Genomic DNA, 20629 nt, shown 5'->3' on the forward strand with positions numbered 1-20629 from the left:
ATACAAGCGCGCCAGCGGCCAATTTGGCCTGAAAAGGAGTTGCGGCATGCCATGGCACACCCATCAGGTCTTCAACCAGTACCCCGATCTGGCCGACTACGACCCGCTGGCCACCGACGCCGCGCTGTGCGAGGCGCTCGCGCGCGCCGGCGCTGCCTGGGCGCGCCCGGCGCTCGATGCCTACGCCCAGCGCCTGGGACGCGCCGAAACCTATGCGCTGGCCGCCCAGGCCAACCGCCATGGGCCCGAGCTGCACCGCTATGACAGCCGCGGACGGCGCATCGACGCGCTGGACTTTCACCCCGCCTGGCACGAACTGATGGCGCTGTACCGCGCCCAGGGCCTGGTCAGCCTGCCGTTCAAGGAGCGGCGCGCGGGCCGCTGGGCCGCCTGGGCCGCGGGCTTTTATCTGCACGGCCAGGTGGAGCAGGGCACGCTGTGCCCCGCAACCATGACCCAGGCCGCGATACCGCTGCTGCAGAAAGAGGGCGCGCTCTGGGCCGAGCTCGGCGCAAGGCTTTACAGCGACGCCTACGACGCGCGCGATCTGCCCGCGGCGCACAAGGCCAGCGTCTGGCTCGGCATGGGCATGACCGAGAAGCAGGGCGGCTCGGACGTGCGCGCCAACACCACCGTGGCCAGCGCGCTGGGCGCGGGCGGGCGCGGCGGCGAATACCTGCTGCGCGGCCACAAGTGGTTCTTCTCGGCGCCGCAGTGCGACGCGCATCTGGTCACGGCGCGCGTGGGGGCGGATGGGCCGTTCGCTTGCTTCTACGTACCGCGCTGGCGCCCCGACGGCAGCAGGAACGCCGTGCGCGTGCAGCGCCTCAAGGACAAGCTGGGCAACCGCAGCAACGCCAGCGGCGAGGTGGAGTTCGAGGACGCCTGGGGCGTGCTCATGGGCGAGGAGGGCCGCGGCATTCCCACCATCATCGAGATGGCGGGCTACACGCGCCTCAACTGCGTGGTGGGCAGCGCCGCCATGCTGCGCCAGGCCACGGTGCAGGCGCTGGCCTATGCGCGCCGGCGCCAGGCCTTTGGCCGGCCGCTGGCCGATCACCCCCTGATGCGCGCCGTGCTCGCCGACCTGGCGCTCGAGAGCGAGGCCGCGCTGCTGCTGTTGATGCGCCTGGCCCAGGCCTTCGAGCGCGAGGCCGAGGATGGCGCCGAGCGCGCCTGGAAGCGCATCATGACGCCGGCCGCCAAGTTCTGGGTCTGCAAGCGCGCCGTGGAGCTCACGGGCGAGGCCATGGAGGTGCTGGGCGGCAACGGCTATGTCGAGGACGGCGTGCTCGCGCGGCTGTACCGCGAGGCGCCGGTCAACTCCATCTGGGAGGGCTCGGGCAACGTCATGTGCCTGGACCTGTTGCGCGCCCTCGCGCGCGAGCGCGATGCGGCCGCGGCGCTGCTGGCCGAGCTGCGTGCCGTGGCCGCGGGCGAGCCGCCGCTGGCCGCGGCCCTTGAGGAGCTGATCGCATGGCTGACCCTGCCGCCCGAGGAGCTCGAGCCCCTGGGCCGCCTGCTGGCCCAGCGCCTGGTGCTGCTGGCCCAGGCCTGCCTGCTGCGCCGGCACGCGCCCGCGGCCGTGGCCGACGCCTTCATTTCCACGCGCCTGGGGCCGATTGCCGCAGGCCGGGTCGCCGGGGCCGTGGACCTGCGCGGCATGAACGTGGCGGCCATCCTCGGCCGGGCCTATCCCGGTTGAACAAAGAAATCACAGTCAAAACAGGCTTTGACGCAAGCGTATAAAGCGCAAGCAGCTCACTTATTCATAGTAAACACCATGCTCACCCTCCAAGACATCCAGGACGCCGCGGCGCGGCTGCGCGGCCAGGTGCTCGACACGCCCTGCGTGGAGTCGCGCACGCTCTCGCAGATCGTGGGCGCGCAGGTCTTTCTCAAGTTCGAGAACCTGCAGTTCACCGCCTCGTTCAAGGAGCGCGGCGCCTGCAACAAGCTGGCGCTGCTCACGCCCGAGGAGCGCGCGCATGGCGTCGTCGCCATGAGTGCGGGCAACCACGCCCAGGGCGTGGCCTACCACGCCCAGCGCCTGGGGCTGCGCGCGGTCATCGTCATGCCGCGCTTCACGCCCGGCGTGAAGGTCGAGCGCACGCGCGGCTTCGGCGCCGAGGTCGTGCTGCACGGCGACACGCTGGAGGAGGCGCGCGCGCACGCCTACCAGCTGGCGGAGCAGCAACGCCTGACCTTTGTCCACCCCTATGACGACGAGGCCATCGCCGCGGGCCAGGGCACGATCGCGCTGGAGATGCTGGCCGAGCAGCCGGACCTCGACGCGCTCGTGGTCGCCATCGGCGGCGGCGGGCTGCTCGCGGGCATCGCCACGGCGGCGCGCGCGCTCAAGCCCGACCTGGACATCGTGGGCGTGCAGGCGGCGCGCTTTCCGTCCATGGTCAACGCCATCCAGGGCACGCAGCACCCGCAGGGCCAATCGACCATCGCCGAGGGCATTGCCGTGGGCCAGCCCGGCGAGATGACGCGCGACGCCATCGCGCGCCTGGTCAATGAGCTGGTGCTGGTGCAGGAGGGCGACATCGAGCAGGCCGTGCTCATGCTGCTCGAGATCGAAAAAACCCTGGTCGAGGGCGCGGGCGCCGCGGGCCTGGCGGCGCTCTTGCGCTACCCCGAGCGCTTTCGCGGCAAAAAGGTCGGGCTGGTGCTCTCGGGCGGCAACATCGACCCGCTGCTGCTGGCCGCCATCATCGAGCGCGGCATGGTGCGCTCCGGGCGCCTGGCGCGCATCCTGGTGAGCGCACGCGACGTGCCCGGCGTGCTCGCGCGCATCACCGCCACCGTGGCCGACGCAGGCGCCAACATCGAGGAGGTGCACCACCAGCGCGCCTTCACCATGCTGGCTGCGCAGAACGTGGAGATCGAGCTCGTGCTGCAGACGCGCGGCAAGGAACATGTGCAGCAGGTGCTGGAGCGGCTGCGCGCGGCCCACATGGAGGCCGAGCTGCGCTGATGCGGGTAAGGCCCGGGCGCCGCGCCGCATGCATTGCCGCTACACTGGTCCGCAAACCCCATTCAGGAGACAAGCCCGTGACCCATCACCCCATAGCGCCCAATGCGGCAGATGTCGAAGTGGCCACCGCGACCGACCCCATCGAGACCGTGGTGAACGTGATCCCCGTGGTGATTCCCGCCGTGGGCGCGATCATGATCTTTCTGCTCGCCATGATCGCCGTGTTCATGGCCTGACAACCTTCGACGCAGCACAGTCGGGGCCCCGCATCGCGGGGCCTCGTCGTTTCGGGCGGTCGCATCGACAGGCCTCATTGCGCGCATAAAGTCATGTTATTTTTGCATTGATTTGCCGCCGGCCCTGAAGACAAATTCGGGGCACCTTCATAGAATCGTCGGTTCGGTCGCCGCGCGACATGCATGCACCTGCCCCGGCCCATGCTCCACCCGCGAGCCGGCCGCCATGCCAAGCCGTTTTTTCAAAGGCAGCGTCCAGTGCGCGGGGCGAGCGACGAGTCCGCGGTGCGCTTTCTTTGAAAAAACTGCTTTTCAACTTAGGAAGCCCACCATGAACGCTCCCACCGCACAAGGTCTGAACATCCAGGCCCCCGCCTACGTCAAGAACGCCAAGCTGATCGCCTGGGTCGCCGAAATGGCCGCCCTGTGCAAGCCCGCCAGGATCCACTGGTGCGACGGCAGCCAGGAGGAGTACGACCAGCTGTGCCAGCAGCTCGTCGATGCCGGCACCTTCAAGAAGCTCAACCCCGCCAAGCGCCCCGGCAGCTACCTCGCCTGGTCCGACCCGTCGGACGTGGCGCGCGTCGAAGACCGCACCTTCATCTGCTCCGAGAAGAAGGAAGACGCCGGCCCGACCAACAACTGGATGCCCCCGGCCGAGATGCGCGCCACGCTGCAGCCGCTGTTCGACGGCTGCATGGCCGGCCGCACCATGTACGTCGTGCCGTTCTCCATGGGCCCGCTGGGCTCGCCCATCGCCCATGTGGGTGTGGAGCTGTCCGACAGCGCCTATGTGGCCGTGAACATGAAGATCATGACGCGCATGGGCCGCGCCGTGTACGACGTGATCGGCGCCGACGGCGAGTTCGTGCCCTGCATGCACACCGTGGGCGCGCCGCTGGCCGCCGGCCAGAAGGACGAGACCAGCTGGCCCTGCAACCCCACGACCAAGTACATCGTGCACTACCCCGAGACGCGCGAGATCTGGTCCTACGGCTCGGGCTACGGCGGCAACGCCCTCCTGGGCAAGAAATGCCTGGCGCTGCGCATCGCCTCCAACATGGGGCGCGACCAGGGCTGGCTTGCCGAGCACATGCTGATCCTGGGCGTGACCAGCCCCCAGGGCAAGAAGTACCACGTGGCCGCCGCCTTCCCGAGCGCCTGCGGCAAGACCAACTTCTCCATGCTCGTGCCCCCGAAGGCCTTCGACGGCTGGAAGGTCACGACGATTGGCGACGACATCGCCTGGATCAAGCCTCAGGCCGACGGCAGCTTGCGCGCCATCAACCCCGAGGCCGGCTACTTCGGCGTGGCCCCGGGCACGAACTACCACACCAACCCGAACTGCATGGCCAGCCTGGACAAGAACGTGATCTTCACGAACGTCGCGCTGACCGATGACGGCGACGTGTGGTGGGAAGGCATGGAAAAGGACACGGGCGTGGTGCCCGCCCACCTGATCGACTGGCAGGGCAAGGACTGGACGCCCGAGGACGGCAAGGCCGGCCGCAAGGCGGCGCACGCCAACGCACGCTTTACCGTCGCCGCCACCAACAACCCGGCGCTGGACGAGGCCTGGGACGATCCGGCCGGCGTGAAGATCGACGCCTTCATCTTCGGCGGCCGCCGCTCGACCACCGTGCCGCTCGTGACCGAGGCGCGCAACTGGACCGAGGGCGTGTACATGGCCGCCACCATGGGCAGCGAGACCACGGCCGCCGCCTTCGGCGCCCAGGGCGTGGTGCGCCGCGACCCGTTTGCCATGCTGCCCTTCTGTGGCTACAACATGAGCCACTACTTCCAGCACTGGCTGAACATGGGCGCCAGGATCGCCGGCCAGGGTGCCAGCCTGCCCAAGATCTTCACCACCAACTGGTTCCGCAAAAACGCCGAGGGCAAGTTCGTCTGGCCCGGCTATGGCGACAACATGCGCGTGCTCAAGTGGATGATCGACCGCATCGAGGGCGGCGCCCAGGGCCAGGAGACGGCCTTCGGCATCGCCCCGCAATATGCCGAGATCAACTGGACCGGCCTCGAATTCAGCCCCGCCCAGTTCGAGAGCGTGACCAGCATCGACAAGGCCGCCTGGGCCGAGGAGCTGAAGCTGCACGCCGAGCATTTCGACAAGCTGGCCCAGGGCCTGCCCCAGGAGCTGCTGGCCACCAAGGCCGAGCTGGAAAAGCGCCTGGCCGCCTGACGTGCCAACCCGCAGCACCGGGCACCCTGCCCGGTGCCGCGCGCCGCACCCAGCAAGCCCGCCCTTGCCGTGGCGGGCTTTTCTTTGCCTGCCGGCATGGGCCGGGAGTCCACGCGACCCACCGGCAACAACAAGGGCAACAAAAAGGGCACCCGAAGGTGCCCTCTGGTTCGCGCGCGGCCCGGGGGCCATGGCGCATCAGCGATAGCGGCGGATGTCCTCGACGGCGATGCCATTCATCGCGCGGCTCAGGTCGGCCATGAGGCGGGCGTCCTGCAGGGCGGCGTTCCACGTGGCCTCGTCCTCGGCATGGCGGCGGCGAGCCTCCGACCAGGCCCGCAGGGCCCCGCGCAGGGCCACCAGAGCGCGGCGCACCGGCGTGGCCAGCAGCGCCATGCTGACAAAGGCGACGAGCCACATCAGCGTCCAGCTGGCCAGCAGATGGCCATCGCTCCAGCTGTCCATGAACTGGTTGGCCAGGGCCATCAGCGCCGCCACCAGGGCAGCCAACAGAAGAGGGGTGCCGCTGCGCACGGCATCGAAACGGGTGGCGCTGTCGCGCAGGTGGTGGATCGCGCCTTCGATGCGGGCAACGCCGCGATGCTCAAGGGGAAGGTCGATAGCAACAAATTGGGTCATGATCAAAAGCCTTGTCGCCGCGGATGGCGGAACTGCCCTGGCGACAGGGGTGATACTAGGGTTAACCCTAGGCTATGTCCAATGGATAGTTTGAATCTCCGATATTCATGTGGGTGATATGTATGCCATGATTCGGCATGCCGCCCCTGAACTTCCGTACGTTGGATCTGAACCTGCTGCGCGTCTTCGACGAGGTCATGGCCGAGCGCAACCTCACGCGTGCGGCGGAGAAGCTGGCCATCACCCAACCGGCCGTGAGCAATGCGCTGCGCCGCCTGCGCGAGTCCGTCGGCGACGAACTGCTGGTGCGTGCCGGCCATGGCGTGGAGCCCACGCCGCGCGCCCTGGCCCTGTGGCCCTCGGTGCGCCAGGCCCTGGCGCAGCTGCAGGAAAGCCTGGCGCCAGGGGACTTCGACGCGGCCGCGGCGCACACCGACTTCGTGCTGGCCATGTCCGATGCGACCGCTGCCACGCTGATGCCGCGGCTCATCGAGCTCGTGGAACGCGAGGCGCCGGGCATCTCCCTGCGCGTCGTGCCCCTGACCACGCGCGACCCGCGCCCGCTGCTCGACGACGAGAGCGTCGATCTGGCCGTGGGCTACTTTCCCGCGGCGCTGGCCGACCTCACGGCGCGTGCCCAGACCGACACCGTGGTCACGCATGACAGCACGCGCCTGTACACCACCGAATATGTCTGCGTGATGCGCGCCGGCCACCCGCTGGCCCAGGGGCCGCTCACGCTCGACGACTATTGCGCCGCACGCCATCTGCTGGTGAGCTTTTCCGGCAAGCCCTATGGCTTCATCGACGGAGCCCTCACGGCCCTGGGGCGCGAGCGGCGCATCGTGCTCACGGTGAACCAGTTCTTCACGGCCGGCCGCGTCGTCGCCACGAGCGATCTGCTGACCATATTGCCGCGCCACTTCGTGGGGCTGGCCAACGTGGACGACCACCTCGTCTGGCGCCCCCTGCCCCTGCAGCTGCCCGCGGTGCATGTGGATGCACTCTGGCATGGCCGGCGCAGCCATGACCCGGCGCACCGCTGGCTGCGCGCGACCATTGCGCGTGCCGTCGGCATCGCCGCGCCCGCATGAGCACCACCACCGGCCCCATGAAGCTGCAACTGCTGTCCGACCTGCACCTGGAGACCCACCCGGGCTTCATGCCCGACCCCGCCCCGGGTGCCGACCTGCTGGTGCTCGCCGGAGACATAGGTTCGTACCAACATGGCTCCCTGCTCACGGACGAGGACTTCGGCCTGGCGCGCTTTTCGCCGCTGCCGCAATATGCCGGCTGGCCCACGCCCGTGGTCTTCGTGCCCGGCAACCACGAGTACGACGCCCAGGACTTCGACGCCGCGCACGCGCGCCTGCGCCGCACCTGCGACCGGCTCGGGCTGATCTGGCTGGAGCGCGAGACCGTCGTGCACCAGGGCGTGCGCCTGCTGGGCACCACGCTGTGGAGCGACTTCGACGCGCTTGCCGTGCACCATGGCGAGACCGATCCGGCCCGGCGCCTGCAGCGCCGCGAGAAGGCCTTTCGGGCAGCCAACTTCTATCTCGCCAAGACGGGTGGCACGCGCCGGGGCGAGCCCTTTCTGGCCGCACAGCTGCGCGAGCAGGGCCTGGCCTGCCAGGCCTGGCTGCGCGAGGCCTTGGCCCGGCCCTTTTCCGGCCCCACGGTGGTGGTCACGCATTTCGCCCCCAGCCTGCGCAGTGCCGACCCGCGCTATGGCCTGAGCCCCGGCACGGCCGGCTTCTGCAACGCCATCGATGAGCTGCTGCCCCAAGCGCGGCTGTGGCTGCATGGCCATCTGCATGCGCCCAGCGACTACATGGTCCAGGGCAGGCATGGCGATGGCCGGCCCTGGCGCTGTCGCGTGGTCGCCAATCCCCTGGGCTACGCGCGCAAGGGGGAGCAGGATGCGTTTCGGCACCACTGCGTGCTCACCGTATGATGACAAGGCTTGGAGCATGCCCATGCTCCAGGGCTCATGCCCCTACCGCACGACAAAGATGACCCAGGTCAAGACAACAGGCGCAGGCGCGAATTAGTCTGAAACACCGCTGATGGAGTAACCACTCATGAATATTCTGCTTGCCGTCGACGGCAGTCCCTACACCAAGAAGATGCTGGCCTATCTGGCCGCGCACGACGAGATGCTGGGCACCACGCACAGCTACACGGCCATCACCGTGCAGCCCCCGCTGCCGCCGCGCGCGCGCGCCGCGCTGGGCAAGGAGACCGTGGACAGCTACTACGCCGAGGAGGGCGAAAAGGTGGTGTCTCCCGTGGTCAAGTTCATGGCACGCCATGGCGTGCAGCTCAAGACCATCACCAAGGTGGGCCCGGCCGGCGAGACCATTGCCAAGGTGGCCGAATCGGGCAAGTACGACCTCGTCGTCATGGGCACGCACGGCCATGGCTCGCTGGGCAAGCTGGTCATGGGCTCGGTCAGCACCCAGGTGCTCGCCAACTGCACGGTGCCCGTGCTGCTGGTGCGCTGACAGTTGGTCAGGCCGTGAGGCCGCCAAGGCAGGTGGCCATGGCCCAGTCGACGATCTGGGAGCGGTCGTAGCCGCGCTCGCGCAGCAGGTCGAGCATGGGGTCGGCCGAGCGTGCGAGCAGCGCGCACAGAACCACGTCCGGCGGCTGTTCGGCGCGCAACTGCCCCTGGGCCTGGGCCTCGGTGATCCAGCCCAGGATGCGCGCATTCACCTCCTGCATCGATGCCTGGTAGGCGCCGCAGCAGCGCAGCGCCTGGGCCAGGGCCGAGTTGCGCTGGGGCAGAAACGGCGTCTCGTCGTCGAGCTGCAGCTCCAGCGACCAGCGCAGCAGGGCCTGCAGGCGCTGCAGGGCCGAGAGCTCGTCGGGCAGGCCGCCGAGGAAGCGCTGCAGGCGCTCCACCAGATGCACCATGGCGGCTGTGCACAAATCGTCCTTGCCCGAGAAATGCTTGTAGAGGCTGGCCTTGGCAATGCCGACGGCCGCGGCCACTTCGTCCACGGTCATGGTCTCGAAGCCCTTTTCGCCGAGCAGGCGGCTCGCGGCCTCGACGATGGCATCCTCGCGCGCCCGGTGCATCTGCGCCTTGAACGAGGGGCGGGATGGCGACAAGGTGTTCATGCAATGCATGTTAGCCAGACTGGGATAACCCCAAAGACCCTGTGAGACGTCGGATGCTTGCGCGCCAGGTGTCCGCCTGCGGCTGCGTTCGGCTCAGTGCAGCCGCCGCGCGGGCTCGGCGAGAAACTCCAGCAGCGCCTGCTCGAACGCCTCGGGGTTCTCCAGTTGCGGCCAATGTCCCACGCCCGGCATGAGCTGCACGCGCGCATCGGGCAGCACATGGGCCAGCGCCAGCAGGGCCTCGGGCGGGGTGCAGCGATCCTGTTCGCCGCCGACGAGCAAGGTAGGCATGCCCACGCGCATGAGCGCGGCGGCGCCGTGGGTGAAGCTCGTCAGGGCCTGCAGCGCGCGGCGGTAGGTGGCCGCGTGCACATGGCCGAGCGCGTGGCGCGCCAGTTGCAGGCCTTCGGGAAGGGCCTGGGCGCCGGCGTCGCGCTCGACCACCTGGGCCGCGAGGGCGGCCATGTCCAGGCCCTGTTCCAGCCGCGCCAGGCGCGGCGCCACCCAGGCGGCGTGGGAGGCTGCATCGAGCGGCGGCCCCCCCGCGCACAGCACCAGGCGGCGTACGCGCGCGGGCTCGCGCAAGGCAAGCTCCAGTGCCAGCATGGCGCCGAAGCCGTGGCCGACGAGCGTGGCCGCGTCGCATTGCAGCGCGTCGAGCAGCAGCAGGGCGCGCTGGGCCAGGCCCTTGAAGCCGTAGGGTTCGACGGGGGCGCTGCGGCCATAGCCCGGCATGTCCCAGGCCACGGCGCGCCAGCCCGCGGTGGCCAGGGTCTCGAGCTGCGGTGCAAAGCTCAGGTGGCCGCCATCGGCGTCGTGCAGCAGCAGCACGGTGGGGCCGCTGCCCAGGACGGAGAAGGTGGGGAGCAAAGACATGGCTGGCCTGCAGGCTTGACGCTGCGGTCGATAATAGCCCCCCTCGCCATCTGCTGCGGGGCCTTGCGCTCCGTGCCTTTCGTGACTCAGCCGATTTCCCCTACCGCCGTCGCCCATCCCCCCGAGTTCTCGCCGCGCGAGTTTCGCGATGCGCTGGGCATGTTCGCCACGGGCGTGGCCATCGTCACGGCACGCGGCGCCGATGGCATGCCCGTGGGCATGACCATCAACTCGTTCAACTCGGTGTCGCTCGAGCCGCCGCTGGTGCTGTGGAGCCTCGCGCAGCGCTCATCGCTGCTGAGCGTGCTGGCGACGACGCGGCACTGCGCCATCCATGTGCTGACGGCGGCGCAGCGCCCGCTGGCCGAGCGCTTCGCCACGCGCGGCATCGATCGCTGGGCGGGCGTGCCTCACCACCCGGGCCTGCACGATGTGCCGGTGATCGAGGGGGCGGCCGCGGTGTTCGAATGCCGTGTGCGCAGCCAGTACGCGGAGGGCGACCACACCATCTTCGTCGGCGAGGTGCAGCGCTGCGGGCACCAGCGCGGTGCCTCGCCCCTGCTGTTCCACGGGGGCATGTTCTATACCGAGCACCCGCTGGGCCGCCTCTCGCCGAAGGCGGCCGGCCCCATGGGCAAGTGAGCCCTACTTGGCCCCTTCGGGCAGTTCGATCTTGACCTCGAGCACCTCGAGATCGTCCTGGCGCTCGAAGTGCACCTTGAGGTCGTCGGGGTTGATCTTGATGTACTTGGAGATCACGGCGACCAGTTCGCGCTGCAGCGCCGGCAGATAGTCGGGCGTGCCGGCGTTGCGGCCGCTGCGCTCGTGCGCCAGGATGATCTGCAGGCGCTCCTTGGCGACGGCGGCGGTCTTCTTCTTCTCGCCGAGCAGAAAGGACAGCAGGGACATGGCCGCTTACCTCCCGCCGAAGATGCGCTTGAAGAAGCCGGGCTTGACCGCCTCGACGAAGCGCAGGGGCTTGTCCTCACCCTGAAAGCGCGCCACCACATCCTTGTAGGCCTCGGACACGTCCGTGCCATTCAGGTGGATGGCCGGCAGGCCCTGGTTGGAGGCCTGCAGCACGGCCTCGGACTCGGGGATCACGCCGATGAGCTTGATGCGCAGGATGTCCTGGATGTCCTCCAGGCTCAGCATCTGGCCGTCCTGCACGCGGTTGGGGTTGTAGCGCGTGATCAGGAGATGCTCCTTGATGGGGTCCTGACCCTCGATGGCGCGGCGGGTCTTGCTGCTGAGCATGCCCAGGATGCGGTCGGAGTCGCGCACCGAGGACACCTCGGGGTTGGTCACGAGCAGGGCCTCGTCCGCGTAATGCATGGCCATGAGCGCGCCGCTCTCGATGCCAGCGGGCGAATCGCAGACGATGTAGTCAAAGCCCATCTCGGCCAGGTCCTTGAGCACCTTGCCCACGCCGTCGAGCGTGAGCGCGTCCTTGTCGCGCGTCTGGCTCGCGGCCAGCACGAACAGGTTCTCGCACTGCTTGTCCTTGATGAGGGCCTGGTGCAGGTTGGCCTCGCCCTGGATGACGTTGATCAGGTCATACACCACGCGGCGCTCGCAGCCCATGATGAGGTCCAGGTTGCGCAGGCCGACGTCAAAGTCGATGACGGCGGTCTTGTGGCCGGCGAGCGCCAGGCCCGATGCGAAAGCGGCACTGGTGGTGGTCTTGCCCACACCCCCCTTGCCGGAGGTCACGACGACGATTTTGGCCATGTTCTGATGAATCCTTGGGTTGCTGTCTTGAATGAGTGATGGGTTACAGCGGCTCGATGAGCAGTTTCTCGCCGTCGAGCCGCACCTGGGCCTGCTTGCCGCGCACGTTGTCGGGCAGCTCGGTCTCCGTCGTGCGGTAGATGCCCGCCACGGAGACGAGTTGCGGCTCCAGGCAGGTGCTGAAGATGCGGGCGCTGGTGTCGCCACGTGCGCCGGCAATGGCGCGGCCGCGCAGCGGGGCGTAGACATGGATGTTGCCGTCGGCGATCACCTCGGCGCCAAAGCTCACCATGGCCAACACCACCAGGTCCGAGCCGCGCGCGTACACCTGCTGGCCCGAGCGCAGCGGCTTGTCCACCACCAGGGTGGCGCGCGCGGGCGCCGGCACGGGGACCTCGACGGGTACCTGGACCTGCACTTCACGCACGACCTCGCGCACCACCTCGCGCATGGCGCCTTCGGGCTGCTGGGCGCGCGGCTGGGCGCGAGGGGCGGGCGCATCGGGCGCGGCGATCAGGCCCGCGGCATGGGCTGCGGCCATCTGCGCGTCGCTGCCGCCACGCACGGCCACGGGCTGGGTGCGGTGGCTGCGCAGCACCTGCACCAGTGCGGCAAAGTCTATGGGCTGGTCCTCGGCCTGCACGGCCGACAGGTCGATGAGCAGCGGGTCGTTGTCGAAGAATTCCGGATCGTTGGCCCGGCGGGCGGTCAGGTCGGCGTCCACAGCCGGGACGTCCGCGGTCTTGAGCATCAGGGCCACGACGGACAGCTGAGCGCTCTTGAGATCTAGGTGGGTGCGGGCCTGGCCCGCCGTATCAACGGCCATGAAACGAGGGGGAATAAACAGGAGCCGCGCGGCAGCGTCTCAAAGCCGCAAAGTGTACCCGGCAGCCGCGTCGGGACTGCATCAGGAAGTGTCCGCAGTCGCCGTCAGAACTTGGGGATGCGGATGCGGCTGATCATCAGCGAGCCCGACAGCGCGAACAGCAGCACCAGCGGGTGCAGCGTGAAGCCGGCGATCGTCATCCGGCCCAGCCACAGCTGCTCGCGCACCGCGCCCATGGCGGCGGCCAGCGCCAGCAGGCCCACGAGCACGATGGAGGTGGGAATCGGCGTGCCCTCGAAGTGCTTGACCTTGCCGCTGTCGTCGGCCAGCGTCTCGGCCGTGATGTTGAAGCGCGCCAGGCGCGATACGCCGCAGGCCACGAAGAAGGTCAGCACCACGCGGTCGTACAGGCCCTGCATGCCGCAGGCGTAGGCGATGATGGCCGGCGCCACGCCGAACGAGATCACGTCGGCCAGCGAGTCGAGCTCGCGCCCCATGGCAGAGCTCTTCTGCCGCCAGCGTGCTATGCGCCCGTCGAGCACGTCGAACACCAGCGCCGCGAGCACCAGCGCGCAGGCGAAGTAGATGTGCAGCAGGTCCGCCGTCTCCAGATAGGTCATGCTCGAGAACAGCGCGCCCACGCCGCACACCGCGTTGCCCAGCGTGAACCAGTCCGCGAGGTGGAACTCGCGGATCATCGAGAAGCGTTTGTGGGAAGGGGCCATGGCGTGATTATCGGTGCCCGCCGGGCCCCCACCCGGAGATCGCTGAAAGCGCAGGGCGCGCTGCTATTGAAAACGCGGGGCGCGCTTCTCGATGAAGGCGGTGACGGCCTCGCGGTGGTCGGCCGTCTTGTGCGCGATGGCCTGGCAGGCGGCCGAGAGCTCGAGCACGCTCGCAAGGCTGCCGAGCTGCCCCTCGCGCAGCAGGCGCTTGGTCATGCGCATCACGGCGCCGGGGTTGGCGGCTATTTTTCCGGCCAGCGCGCGCGCCGTGGGCAGCAGCTCGTCCGGCGCCACCACGCGGCTGACCAGGCCGCAGGCCAGCGCCTCCTGGGCGCTGATGGCCTCGCCAGTGAAGGCCATCTCGGCCGCCTTGGCCATGCCGACGGCGCGCGGCAGCAGCCAGGCGCCGCCGTCGCCCGGGACTATGCCCACGCGCACAAAGCTCTCGGCAAACGTGGCCGTCTCGCTGGCGATGCGGATGTCGCACATGCAGGTCAGATCCAGCCCCGCGCCGATGGCCGGGCCGTTGACGGCGCAGATCACGGGCACGTCGAGCTGCTGCAGCGCGAGCGGAATCTGCTGAATGCCCTGGCGGTATTCCTCGCGTATCAGGTCGGGCGTGAGCGCGTCGTCGAAGAAGCGCCGCATGTCCTTGACGTTGCCGCCCGAGCTGAAGATGGGGCCGGCGCCGGTGAGGATGATCACCTTCACGCCCGCGTCCTTGCGCACGTCGTCGCACAGCCGCACGAACTCGGCCACCGCCGTGTTGCCGGTGAGCGCATTGCGCGTCTCGGGCTGGTTCATGGTGACGGTGAGGATGGCGCCGTCGCGCTCTTGGTTCAGAAAGGCCATGGGGACTCCGTTATCAAAATAGAAGCTGCTTGCGCTTGCCAGTCAATGATTTCAGTTGATTATTTGTCTGAAACACAATACGGGCAAGCGCGAGCAGCTATGGTTTTCATGTCGCCGGCGCCACATCGGTGATGCGCCGCACCAGGTCCAGCGTCATGCCCTCGTGCGCCAGCAGGGCGCTGCCGGCCACGTCATGCCAGTACGACTCGCTGCCGGCCGTCTGGCGCCAGGCGTGCAGGCGGCGCGTGAACAGCTGCAGGTCGTATTCGGCCGTGAAGCCGATCGCTCCGTGGATGGCGTGCGCGAGCTCGCAGACGGCCAGCGCCGCCTCGCTGCAGCGCGCCTTGGCCGTGGCCACGCGCAGGCGCTCGGGCCGCAGTGCCGCGCCGCTGCAGCCGAGCTGCGCCGCCATGCGCGCGGCGAACACATGCTCGCTCATCACCGCGAGCTGGTGCTGTATGGCCTGGAACTTGCCGATGGGGCGGCCGAACTGCTGGCGCTCGTTGGCGTAGCGCAGCGTGCGCTGGAACACCGTATCCAGCGCGCCCGCCATCTGCGGCGCGATCACCGCGGCCTGCAGCGTGCGCGCATCCGCGTCGGCATCCACGGCAACGGCGGGCGCGGCCTGCAGCTGCGCGGCAGACCAGGCGAAGCCGGCATCAAGGGCCAGCGCCTGGGGCGCTTCCTGCGCGCCCGATGTGGCCAGCAGGCGCCACTGGTCGCCTGCCTGCACCAGCACCCATTGCGCCACGCGCCCGCCGCGCACCAGGGCGCAGCGCAGGCCGCCGTCGGGCAGATGCGCGCCGCGCGCCAGGGCGATGCTGCCCGTGGGCCGCTGCAGACCGGCCGCGGCCAGCAGGGCGCGCGCCAGCAGGGTGTCGGCCAGGGGCAGCGGCAGCGCATGCGCGCCGCATTGCGCGAGCACGCCAAACACCTGCGCCAGCGTGAGGCCGGCGCCGCCCGCGTCCTCGCTCAGCAGCGCATCGGCCAGGCCCGCGGCCTCGATGTGCTGCCACAGCGCGCCGGCCTCGGGCGCATCGCGCCCTCCGGCCTCGATGGCGCGCACCATGGCGCTCGTGCATTCGCCAGCCAGCAGCTGGCGCGCGGCGTCGGCAAAGAGATCGTTGTCCATGCACTGTCCTTTCAGAGACTCATGTCCATGCCGGGCACAGCGTTGCTCAAGCACTCCCCCCTTGCGCGGGAGGAGTTGGTGGCGAGGGTGCCTGGCCGCCAATGCCACGCCGAGTCACCCCTCTCCCCAGCCCTCTCCCGCAAGGGGAGAGGGAGAAATGCCGTGCCGGCCGGCGCGCTCATCTCAGCCCCAGACCGCGCGCGATCATGCCGCGCAGAATGTCGCGCGTGCCGCCGCGCAGCGAGAACGAGGGCGAGGCCTCGGTGATGTACTTGAGCGTCATGAGCAGCTCCACGGGCATGTCCTCGGCCTCGCGCGAGAACAGATCGTCGGCGATCGCCGCGGGGATCATCTGCTCGAGCGTCGTTCCCAGCTCCTTGACCAGCGCGGCCTCGACGATGGGGCTCTCGCCGCGCACCAGCTTGTCCTGTATCGCCACCGACATCGCGCGCAGCGGCGCGAGCTGGGTCAGCACCTTGCCCGCCAGGCGCGTGGCCGAGTCGGTGCGGCCCTGCGGCGTGCGCACGTAGGCCAGCCACTGGTCGAACAGCACGATGGAGGAGAACAGCCGCTCCGGGCCGCTGCGCTCGAAGGCCAGCTCCGCCGTCACCTGCTCCCAGCCCTGACCCTCGGCGCCGATGAGCGCGTCGGGGCCGAGCTGCACGTTGTCGAAGAACACCTCGCAGAAATGGCGGTCGCCCGACAGGTCCTCGATGGGGCGCACGGTGACGCCCGGCAGCCGCAGATCGACAATGACCTGCGACAGCCCCTTGTGCCGGTCCTCGGCCGCGCCGGAAGTGCGCACCAGCGCGATCATGTACTGGCAGTGGTGGGCGTTGGTGGTCCAGATCTTCTGGCCATTGAGCACAAAGCCCTTGTCATTGGGCGTGGCGCGCGTCTTCACGCTGGCCAGGTCCGAGCCCGAGCCAGGCTCGCTCATGCCTATGCAGAAGAACGCCTCGCCGCGGCAGATGGCCGGAATGTAGAAGCGCTTTTGCGCCTCGGTACCGTACTTGAGGATCAGCGGCGCGCTCTGGCGGTCGGCGATCCAGTGCGAGCCCACGGGCGCGCCGCAGGCCAGGTATTCCTCGACCAGCACATAGCGCGCAAACGCGCTGCGCCCGCCGCCGCCGTATTCCTGGGGCAGGGTGATGCCTATCCAGCCCTTGGCCCCCAGCTTGCGGCTGAGCTCGGTGTTGTAGCCGCCCCAGGAGCGTGCCCGCACATGGGCCGGCAGGCGGGCGATGGCGCCCTGCAAAAAGGCGCGCACCTCGGCGCGCAGGGCCTCGTCCTCGGGGGGGATGCGCGTGAGCGCGAGGGAATCCAGGGTGCTCATGCCGGTGTTCCTTGTGCAAAAGCGGGCCATGCGCCGCTGCGGCCGCGCCCACCACTGTCCACGGGGTGCGACCCTGGACCCCGACTTGCGCCGGGATGACGGGTGGGCAGGCCGTGCCGCGCGCCACGTCAGGCGTCCGTGCCCGGCGTCAGCACCTGGCGCCCTATGGCCTTGCCCTCCTCGAGCGCCAGCAGGGCGGTGAAGGCCTTGCCGAGCGGCATGCAGGTCGTGGGCACGGGGGGCAGGTGCTTTTCGCGCGCCAGGGCGATGAGCTCCTGCAGCTCGCGCAGATTACCCACGTAGGTGCCCTGGTAGGTGGTGGCGCGCAGCGGCATGAAGGGCGTGGGAATGTCCACATGGCCGCCGAACAGGCCGATCTGCACCAGGTGGCCGCCCTTGGCCATCATGTCGATCGCGGCCTGCACCGTCTGGCTCGAGCCCACGCAGTCCATCACCGCCCAGACGGCGCCGCCGGCGGCGCGTTTGATGTCGGCCATGAAGGTCTCGCTGCGCGGGTTGAAGGCGGCGTCGGCGCCCGCGGCCAGGGCCGCGCCATGCTTGGATTCGTCGGGGTCCACCACCAGCGTGCCGGCGCCGCCCAGGGCCTTGACCAGCATCACCGCCATCAGGCCCAGGCCGCCCGCGCCGAAGATCACGATCTTCTCGTCAGCGAGCACCGCGGGCGCGAACTTGCGGATCGCGCTGTAGGTCGTCAGGCCCGAGCAGGCATAGGGCGCGGCGTGCACGGGCGACATGTCGCCGATGTCGACCAGGTAGCGCGACTTGGGCACCAGCACATGGTCGGCATAGCCGCCGGGCTGGTACACGCCCATGGAGCGGCCGGCCATGCACAGGTTCTCGTCGCCGCGCAGGCAGACCTTGCACTCGCCGCAGCCATGCCAGGGGAAGACGACATAGCGCTTGCCCACCTGCACGCCCGTGACCTGCTCGCCCACGGCGATGACCTCGCCGGCGATCTCGTGGCCCATGGTCAGCGGCAGCTTCATGCCGCGGTCGGTCATGGACAGGGTCTTGCCATGGCCCAGGTCGTACGAGCCATGCCAGATGTGCAGGTCCGAATGGCACACACCCGCGGCCTCGATGCGCACCAGCACCTGGTCGCCCGTGGGCTGGGGGGTGGGGCGCTCGGTGCGCACCAGGGGTTGGCCAAGCTCGGCGACGTCGTAGCTGATCATGCTGTCTCCTCTTTGTGGGTGATGGTGTTGGGGCCGCGGCCGGTGCCATGGCCGGGGCACAAGATACACGAGGCCATGCGCCGGGCCATGCACCGGGCCCCGTGCGCCCTGCATCGGCTGCACTGTAGGCAAGTCGGCGTGGCGGTGTCTAATATTTAAAAAAGCATTTTCAATATTCGGCAGGTATCACATGAAGCTGCGCCAGCTCCAGCAATTCGTCGCCCTCGCGGAGACCGGCAACTTCCACCGTGCGGCCGAGCGCCTGCACATGGCGCAGCCGCCGCTGTCGGTGTCCATCCGCAGGCTCGAGGAGGAGCTCGGCGGCGCGCTGTTTGCGCGCTCCAGCAGCGGCGTGCTGCTCACCGCCGCGGGCCAGGCCATGCTGGACGAGGCGCGGCGTGCGCTGCTGCATGCCGAGCAATGCCGCCAGGCCGTGCAGCACGCGTGCGAGGGCACGGGCGGGCGGCTGCGTCTGGGCTTCATAGGCTCGGCCACCTATGCGCTGCTGCCGCGGTTCATCCCCTCGCTGCGCGCGCGCTACCCGCAGATCACGCTGGAGCTGTCCGAGGCCACATCGTCCGAGATCCTCGAAGGCCTGGCCGCGCGGCGCCTGGACGCGGGCCTGCTGCGCTATCCGCTGCTCGACGCGAGCGGCTTCGAGCTGCTGCCGCTCGAGCGCGACGATTTCGTGCTCGCCGTGGCCGAGACCAGCCCGCTGGCCGCACGCGAGTCCATCGCGCTGAGCGAGGCGGCGCACGAGCCCTTCATCATCTACCCGCGCGCCAAGGTGCCGGGCCTGGCGGCGCTGGCCATGATGCGCTGCCAGTTCTCGGGCTTTGTGCCGCGCGTGGCGCAGGAGGCTGCCCAGGTGCAGACCATCATGAGCCTGGTGGCCTCGGGCCTGGGCGTGGGCCTGGTGGCCGGCGTGGCGCGCCAGGTGGTGCCGCGCGGCGTGAAATGCCTGCGCCTCACCGACAACCCGCCGGGCTTTCACGTGAGCATCGCGCTGGCGCGCCGCGCGGGCGACACAAGCCGCCTGGTGCAGCGCCTTGCCGACCATGCGCTCGAATGTGCGCGGGGGCAGGGGAGTTGGGGTTGAATTGGCCTGCGGCGCTTATCTGGAGGGCGCAAGCAGCTATATATTTTGAAGTTTGTGCAGGGCGCAGGTGGATGCGTGCCCCTGGCATGCCCTGTTCACCATGCCCGTCATCCCCGCGAACGCGGGGATCCACCTGCCATCCAGGCCGACAATGCATGATCCCCGCGTTCGTGGGGATGACGGTGGTTGACGCATCCATCGTCATCCCGACTTGACCCCCAACAAGCCCCCACCCCGAGAGCCGGCGGACAATGCCGCCCCATGGCTATGACCGATGTGATGACCGATTCCCTTTCCACCCCCTCCTCGCCGCCCCAGGCCGGCGCCGACGTGCTCATCGTCGGCGGCGGGCCGGCCGGGCTGTCGCTGGCGGCCTCGCTGGCGCAGGCCGGCCTGCGCGTCACGGTGCTCGAGCAGCAGGCCGAGTCCGTGCTCGCCGACCCGCCGCCCGACGGGCGCGAGATTGCCCTCACCCACCCCAGCGTGGCCACGCTGCAGCGCCTGGGCAGCTGGCAGCGCCTGGCCGAGCACGAGATCGGCCTGCTGCGCGAGGCCCAGGTGCACGACGGCCCCGTGGGCCAGCGCGGCGCCATGCAGCTGCACGCGGGCGGCAGCGGCGTCGATCACCTGGGCTGGATCGTGCCCAACCACGCGCTGCGGCGCACGGCCTACGAGGTCGCATCGCGCGAGCCGCTGGTGCGCCTGATCACCGGCGCGCGCGTGACGCGCGTGGCCGTCACCCCGGCCCATGCCGAGCTCGACTACAGCCAGGATGGCCAGCCCGCCCAGAGCCTGCGCGCGCCGCTGCTGGTGGCGGCCGACAGCCGGTTTTCCAGCATCCGGCGCCAGCTCGGCATAGGCGCGTCGATGTACGACTTCGGCCGCACCGTCATCGTCTGCCGCCTGCGCCACGAGCTGCCGCACCACGAGGTGGCGCATGAATGCTTCGGCTACGAGCAGACCCTGGCCATCCTGCCTCTGCCGCCCGACCTGATCGACGGCAGCCCGCAATGCTCGGCCGTGATCACCACCGGCGCGGCCCAGGCGCAGGAGCTTCTGGCCCTGCCGCCCGAGGAATACGCGGCGCGCGTGCAGGCGCAGTTCCAGCACCCCCTGGGCGCCATGCAGCTCGTGGGAGAGCGCCATTCCTACCCGCTGGTGGCCGTCTACGCGCACCGCTTCGCCGCGCCGCGCTGCGCGCTGCTGGGCGACGCCGCCGTGGGCATGCACCCGGTCACGGCCCATGGCTACAACCTCGGGCTGGCCGGCGTCGAGGGCCTGACGCGCGCCATCGCCACGGCCCATGCCCATGGCGCCGACATCGGCGCGGCCAGCGTGCTCGCCCCCTACGCGCGCGACCACCACCGCCATGCCTGGCCGCTCTACCAGGGCACGAACGCCATCGTGCGCCTGTACACCGACGCCCGGGCGTTGCCGCGCCTGCTGCGCCAGGCGGTGCTCGCCGGCTCCAACCGGCTGCCGCCGCTCAAGGGGCTGATCGTGAGCCAGCTCACGGGCAGGCGCCCGGCCTGGCCCACGCTGGCGCCCTGAGCTTTGGCGCCACTTCCGTTTTCATAGCTTCTGTCGCTTGTGCAACAAGCGCCAGAGGCTATTTTTGTGCCTGGCTTACGCGGCTCTTGCCAAACCCTCTACCATCGCCCCACCCAACAACAGG

General features: G+C 69.5%; 21 protein-coding genes. 10 read left to right on the forward strand and 11 right to left on the reverse strand.

All coding sequences use genetic code 11. The annotated features are described in order from the left end of the window. Nucleotides 1-46: 46 nt before the first annotated feature. The 4 genes from ABUE11_RS00450 to ABUE11_RS00465 all read left to right on the forward strand — a co-directional run bounded on the left by ABUE11_RS00450 (nucleotide 47) and on the right by ABUE11_RS00465 (nucleotide 5416). Nucleotides 47-1705, forward strand: a complete 1659-nt coding sequence (locus ABUE11_RS00450; protein ID WP_367066979.1) for an isovaleryl-CoA dehydrogenase — start codon at nucleotides 47-49, stop codon at nucleotides 1703-1705. A 78-nt stretch (nucleotides 1706-1783) separates the two neighbouring features. Further along, entirely contained in the window at nucleotides 1784-2983 is a 1200-nt protein-coding gene (locus tag ABUE11_RS00455; RefSeq protein ID WP_367066981.1) for a threonine ammonia-lyase, read from the forward strand. A gap of 77 nt (nucleotides 2984-3060) precedes the next feature. Beyond that, complete coding sequence (locus ABUE11_RS00460; protein ID WP_367066982.1) at nucleotides 3061-3219, forward strand: hypothetical protein; 159 nt, start codon at nucleotides 3061-3063, stop codon at nucleotides 3217-3219. 331 nt (nucleotides 3220-3550) lie between these two features. After that, nucleotides 3551-5416 carry a phosphoenolpyruvate carboxykinase (GTP) gene (locus ABUE11_RS00465; RefSeq protein WP_367066983.1) on the forward strand — a complete coding sequence of 622 codons (1866 nt, stop codon included), beginning with the start codon at nucleotides 3551-3553 and terminating at the stop codon, nucleotides 5414-5416. A 198-nt stretch (nucleotides 5417-5614) separates the two neighbouring features. Here the strand turns inward: ABUE11_RS00465 and ABUE11_RS00470 are convergent, their stop codons facing one another. Then, the gene (locus tag ABUE11_RS00470) at nucleotides 5615-6055 is read right to left on the reverse strand and encodes a hypothetical protein (RefSeq protein ID WP_367066984.1); all 441 of its coding nucleotides are present in this window, start codon (nucleotides 6053-6055) and stop codon (nucleotides 5615-5617) included. 137 nt (nucleotides 6056-6192) lie between these two features. Between ABUE11_RS00470 and ABUE11_RS00475 the strand changes: the two genes are divergently transcribed. From ABUE11_RS00475 to ABUE11_RS00485, 3 genes are all read left to right on the forward strand, one after another. Next, nucleotides 6193-7149 carry a LysR family transcriptional regulator gene (locus tag ABUE11_RS00475; protein ID WP_367066985.1) on the forward strand — a complete coding sequence of 319 codons (957 nt, stop codon included), beginning with the start codon at nucleotides 6193-6195 and terminating at the stop codon, nucleotides 7147-7149. 17 nt (nucleotides 7150-7166) lie between these two features. Then, a complete protein-coding gene (locus ABUE11_RS00480) occupies nucleotides 7167-8012 on the forward strand; it encodes a metallophosphoesterase (RefSeq protein ID WP_367068863.1) in 846 nt (281 codons plus the stop codon). A 127-nt stretch (nucleotides 8013-8139) separates the two neighbouring features. Further along, a complete protein-coding gene (locus tag ABUE11_RS00485) occupies nucleotides 8140-8562 on the forward strand; it encodes a universal stress protein (protein WP_367066986.1) in 423 nt (140 codons plus the stop codon). A gap of 7 nt (nucleotides 8563-8569) precedes the next feature. Here the strand turns inward: ABUE11_RS00485 and ABUE11_RS00490 are convergent, their stop codons facing one another. Beyond that, nucleotides 8570-9181, reverse strand: coding sequence for a TetR/AcrR family transcriptional regulator (locus ABUE11_RS00490; protein ID WP_367066987.1), 612 nt, complete (start codon nucleotides 9179-9181; stop codon nucleotides 8570-8572). Between the two features lie 93 nt (nucleotides 9182-9274). Beyond that, nucleotides 9275-10057 carry an alpha/beta fold hydrolase gene (locus ABUE11_RS00495; RefSeq protein WP_367066988.1) on the reverse strand — a complete coding sequence of 261 codons (783 nt, stop codon included), beginning with the start codon at nucleotides 10055-10057 and terminating at the stop codon, nucleotides 9275-9277. A 159-nt stretch (nucleotides 10058-10216) separates the two neighbouring features. On the opposite strand from ABUE11_RS00495, the gene ABUE11_RS00500 reads away from it, so the two are divergent. Further along, nucleotides 10217-10699 carry a flavin reductase family protein gene (locus tag ABUE11_RS00500; RefSeq protein ID WP_367068864.1) on the forward strand — a complete coding sequence of 161 codons (483 nt, stop codon included), beginning with the start codon at nucleotides 10217-10219 and terminating at the stop codon, nucleotides 10697-10699. Between the two features lie 3 nt (nucleotides 10700-10702). On the opposite strand, the gene minE is transcribed toward ABUE11_RS00500, so the two are convergent. The 8 genes from minE to ABUE11_RS00540 form a co-directional block, all read right to left on the reverse strand. Beyond that, entirely contained in the window at nucleotides 10703-10966 is a 264-nt protein-coding gene (gene minE, locus ABUE11_RS00505; protein WP_367066989.1) for a cell division topological specificity factor MinE, read from the reverse strand. A 6-nt stretch (nucleotides 10967-10972) separates the two neighbouring features. Further along, on the reverse strand, nucleotides 10973-11788 hold the full coding sequence (minD, locus tag ABUE11_RS00510; protein WP_367066990.1) for a septum site-determining protein MinD: 816 nt from the start codon (nucleotides 11786-11788) through the stop codon (nucleotides 10973-10975). A 43-nt stretch (nucleotides 11789-11831) separates the two neighbouring features. After that, on the reverse strand, nucleotides 11832-12614 hold the full coding sequence (gene minC / locus ABUE11_RS00515) for a septum site-determining protein MinC (protein WP_367066991.1): 783 nt from the start codon (nucleotides 12612-12614) through the stop codon (nucleotides 11832-11834). 104 nt (nucleotides 12615-12718) lie between these two features. After that, a complete protein-coding gene (pssA, locus tag ABUE11_RS00520) occupies nucleotides 12719-13339 on the reverse strand; it encodes a CDP-diacylglycerol--serine O-phosphatidyltransferase (protein ID WP_367066992.1) in 621 nt (206 codons plus the stop codon). Between the two features lie 63 nt (nucleotides 13340-13402). Then, nucleotides 13403-14191 (reverse strand): crotonase/enoyl-CoA hydratase family protein, encoded by a 789-nt coding sequence (locus ABUE11_RS00525; RefSeq protein ID WP_367066993.1) that lies wholly within the window; start codon nucleotides 14189-14191, stop codon nucleotides 13403-13405. Between the two features lie 106 nt (nucleotides 14192-14297). After that, nucleotides 14298-15323: an acyl-CoA dehydrogenase family protein gene (locus tag ABUE11_RS00530; RefSeq protein ID WP_367066995.1), complete on the reverse strand. Its 1026-nt coding sequence runs from the start codon at nucleotides 15321-15323 to the stop codon at nucleotides 14298-14300. Between the two features lie 178 nt (nucleotides 15324-15501). Beyond that, complete coding sequence (locus tag ABUE11_RS00535) at nucleotides 15502-16659, reverse strand: acyl-CoA dehydrogenase family protein (protein WP_367066997.1); 1158 nt, start codon at nucleotides 16657-16659, stop codon at nucleotides 15502-15504. A gap of 128 nt (nucleotides 16660-16787) precedes the next feature. Beyond that, complete coding sequence (locus ABUE11_RS00540) at nucleotides 16788-17855, reverse strand: alcohol dehydrogenase (protein ID WP_367066999.1); 1068 nt, start codon at nucleotides 17853-17855, stop codon at nucleotides 16788-16790. A 190-nt stretch (nucleotides 17856-18045) separates the two neighbouring features. Here ABUE11_RS00540 and ABUE11_RS00545 point away from each other — a divergent pair, with 190 nt between their 5' ends. Then, complete coding sequence (locus tag ABUE11_RS00545) at nucleotides 18046-18954, forward strand: LysR family transcriptional regulator (RefSeq protein WP_367067001.1); 909 nt, start codon at nucleotides 18046-18048, stop codon at nucleotides 18952-18954. Nucleotides 18955-19233: 279 nt separating this feature from the next. After that, the gene (gene ubiM / locus ABUE11_RS00550; RefSeq protein WP_367067003.1) at nucleotides 19234-20505 is read left to right on the forward strand and encodes a 5-demethoxyubiquinol-8 5-hydroxylase UbiM; all 1272 of its coding nucleotides are present in this window, start codon (nucleotides 19234-19236) and stop codon (nucleotides 20503-20505) included. The last annotated feature ends 124 nt before the right edge of the window (nucleotides 20506-20629 follow it).

It is taken from the genome of Oryzisolibacter sp. LB2S (assembly GCF_040732315.1).
Lineage (GTDB): Bacteria > Pseudomonadota > Gammaproteobacteria > Burkholderiales > Burkholderiaceae_C > Alicycliphilus > Alicycliphilus soli.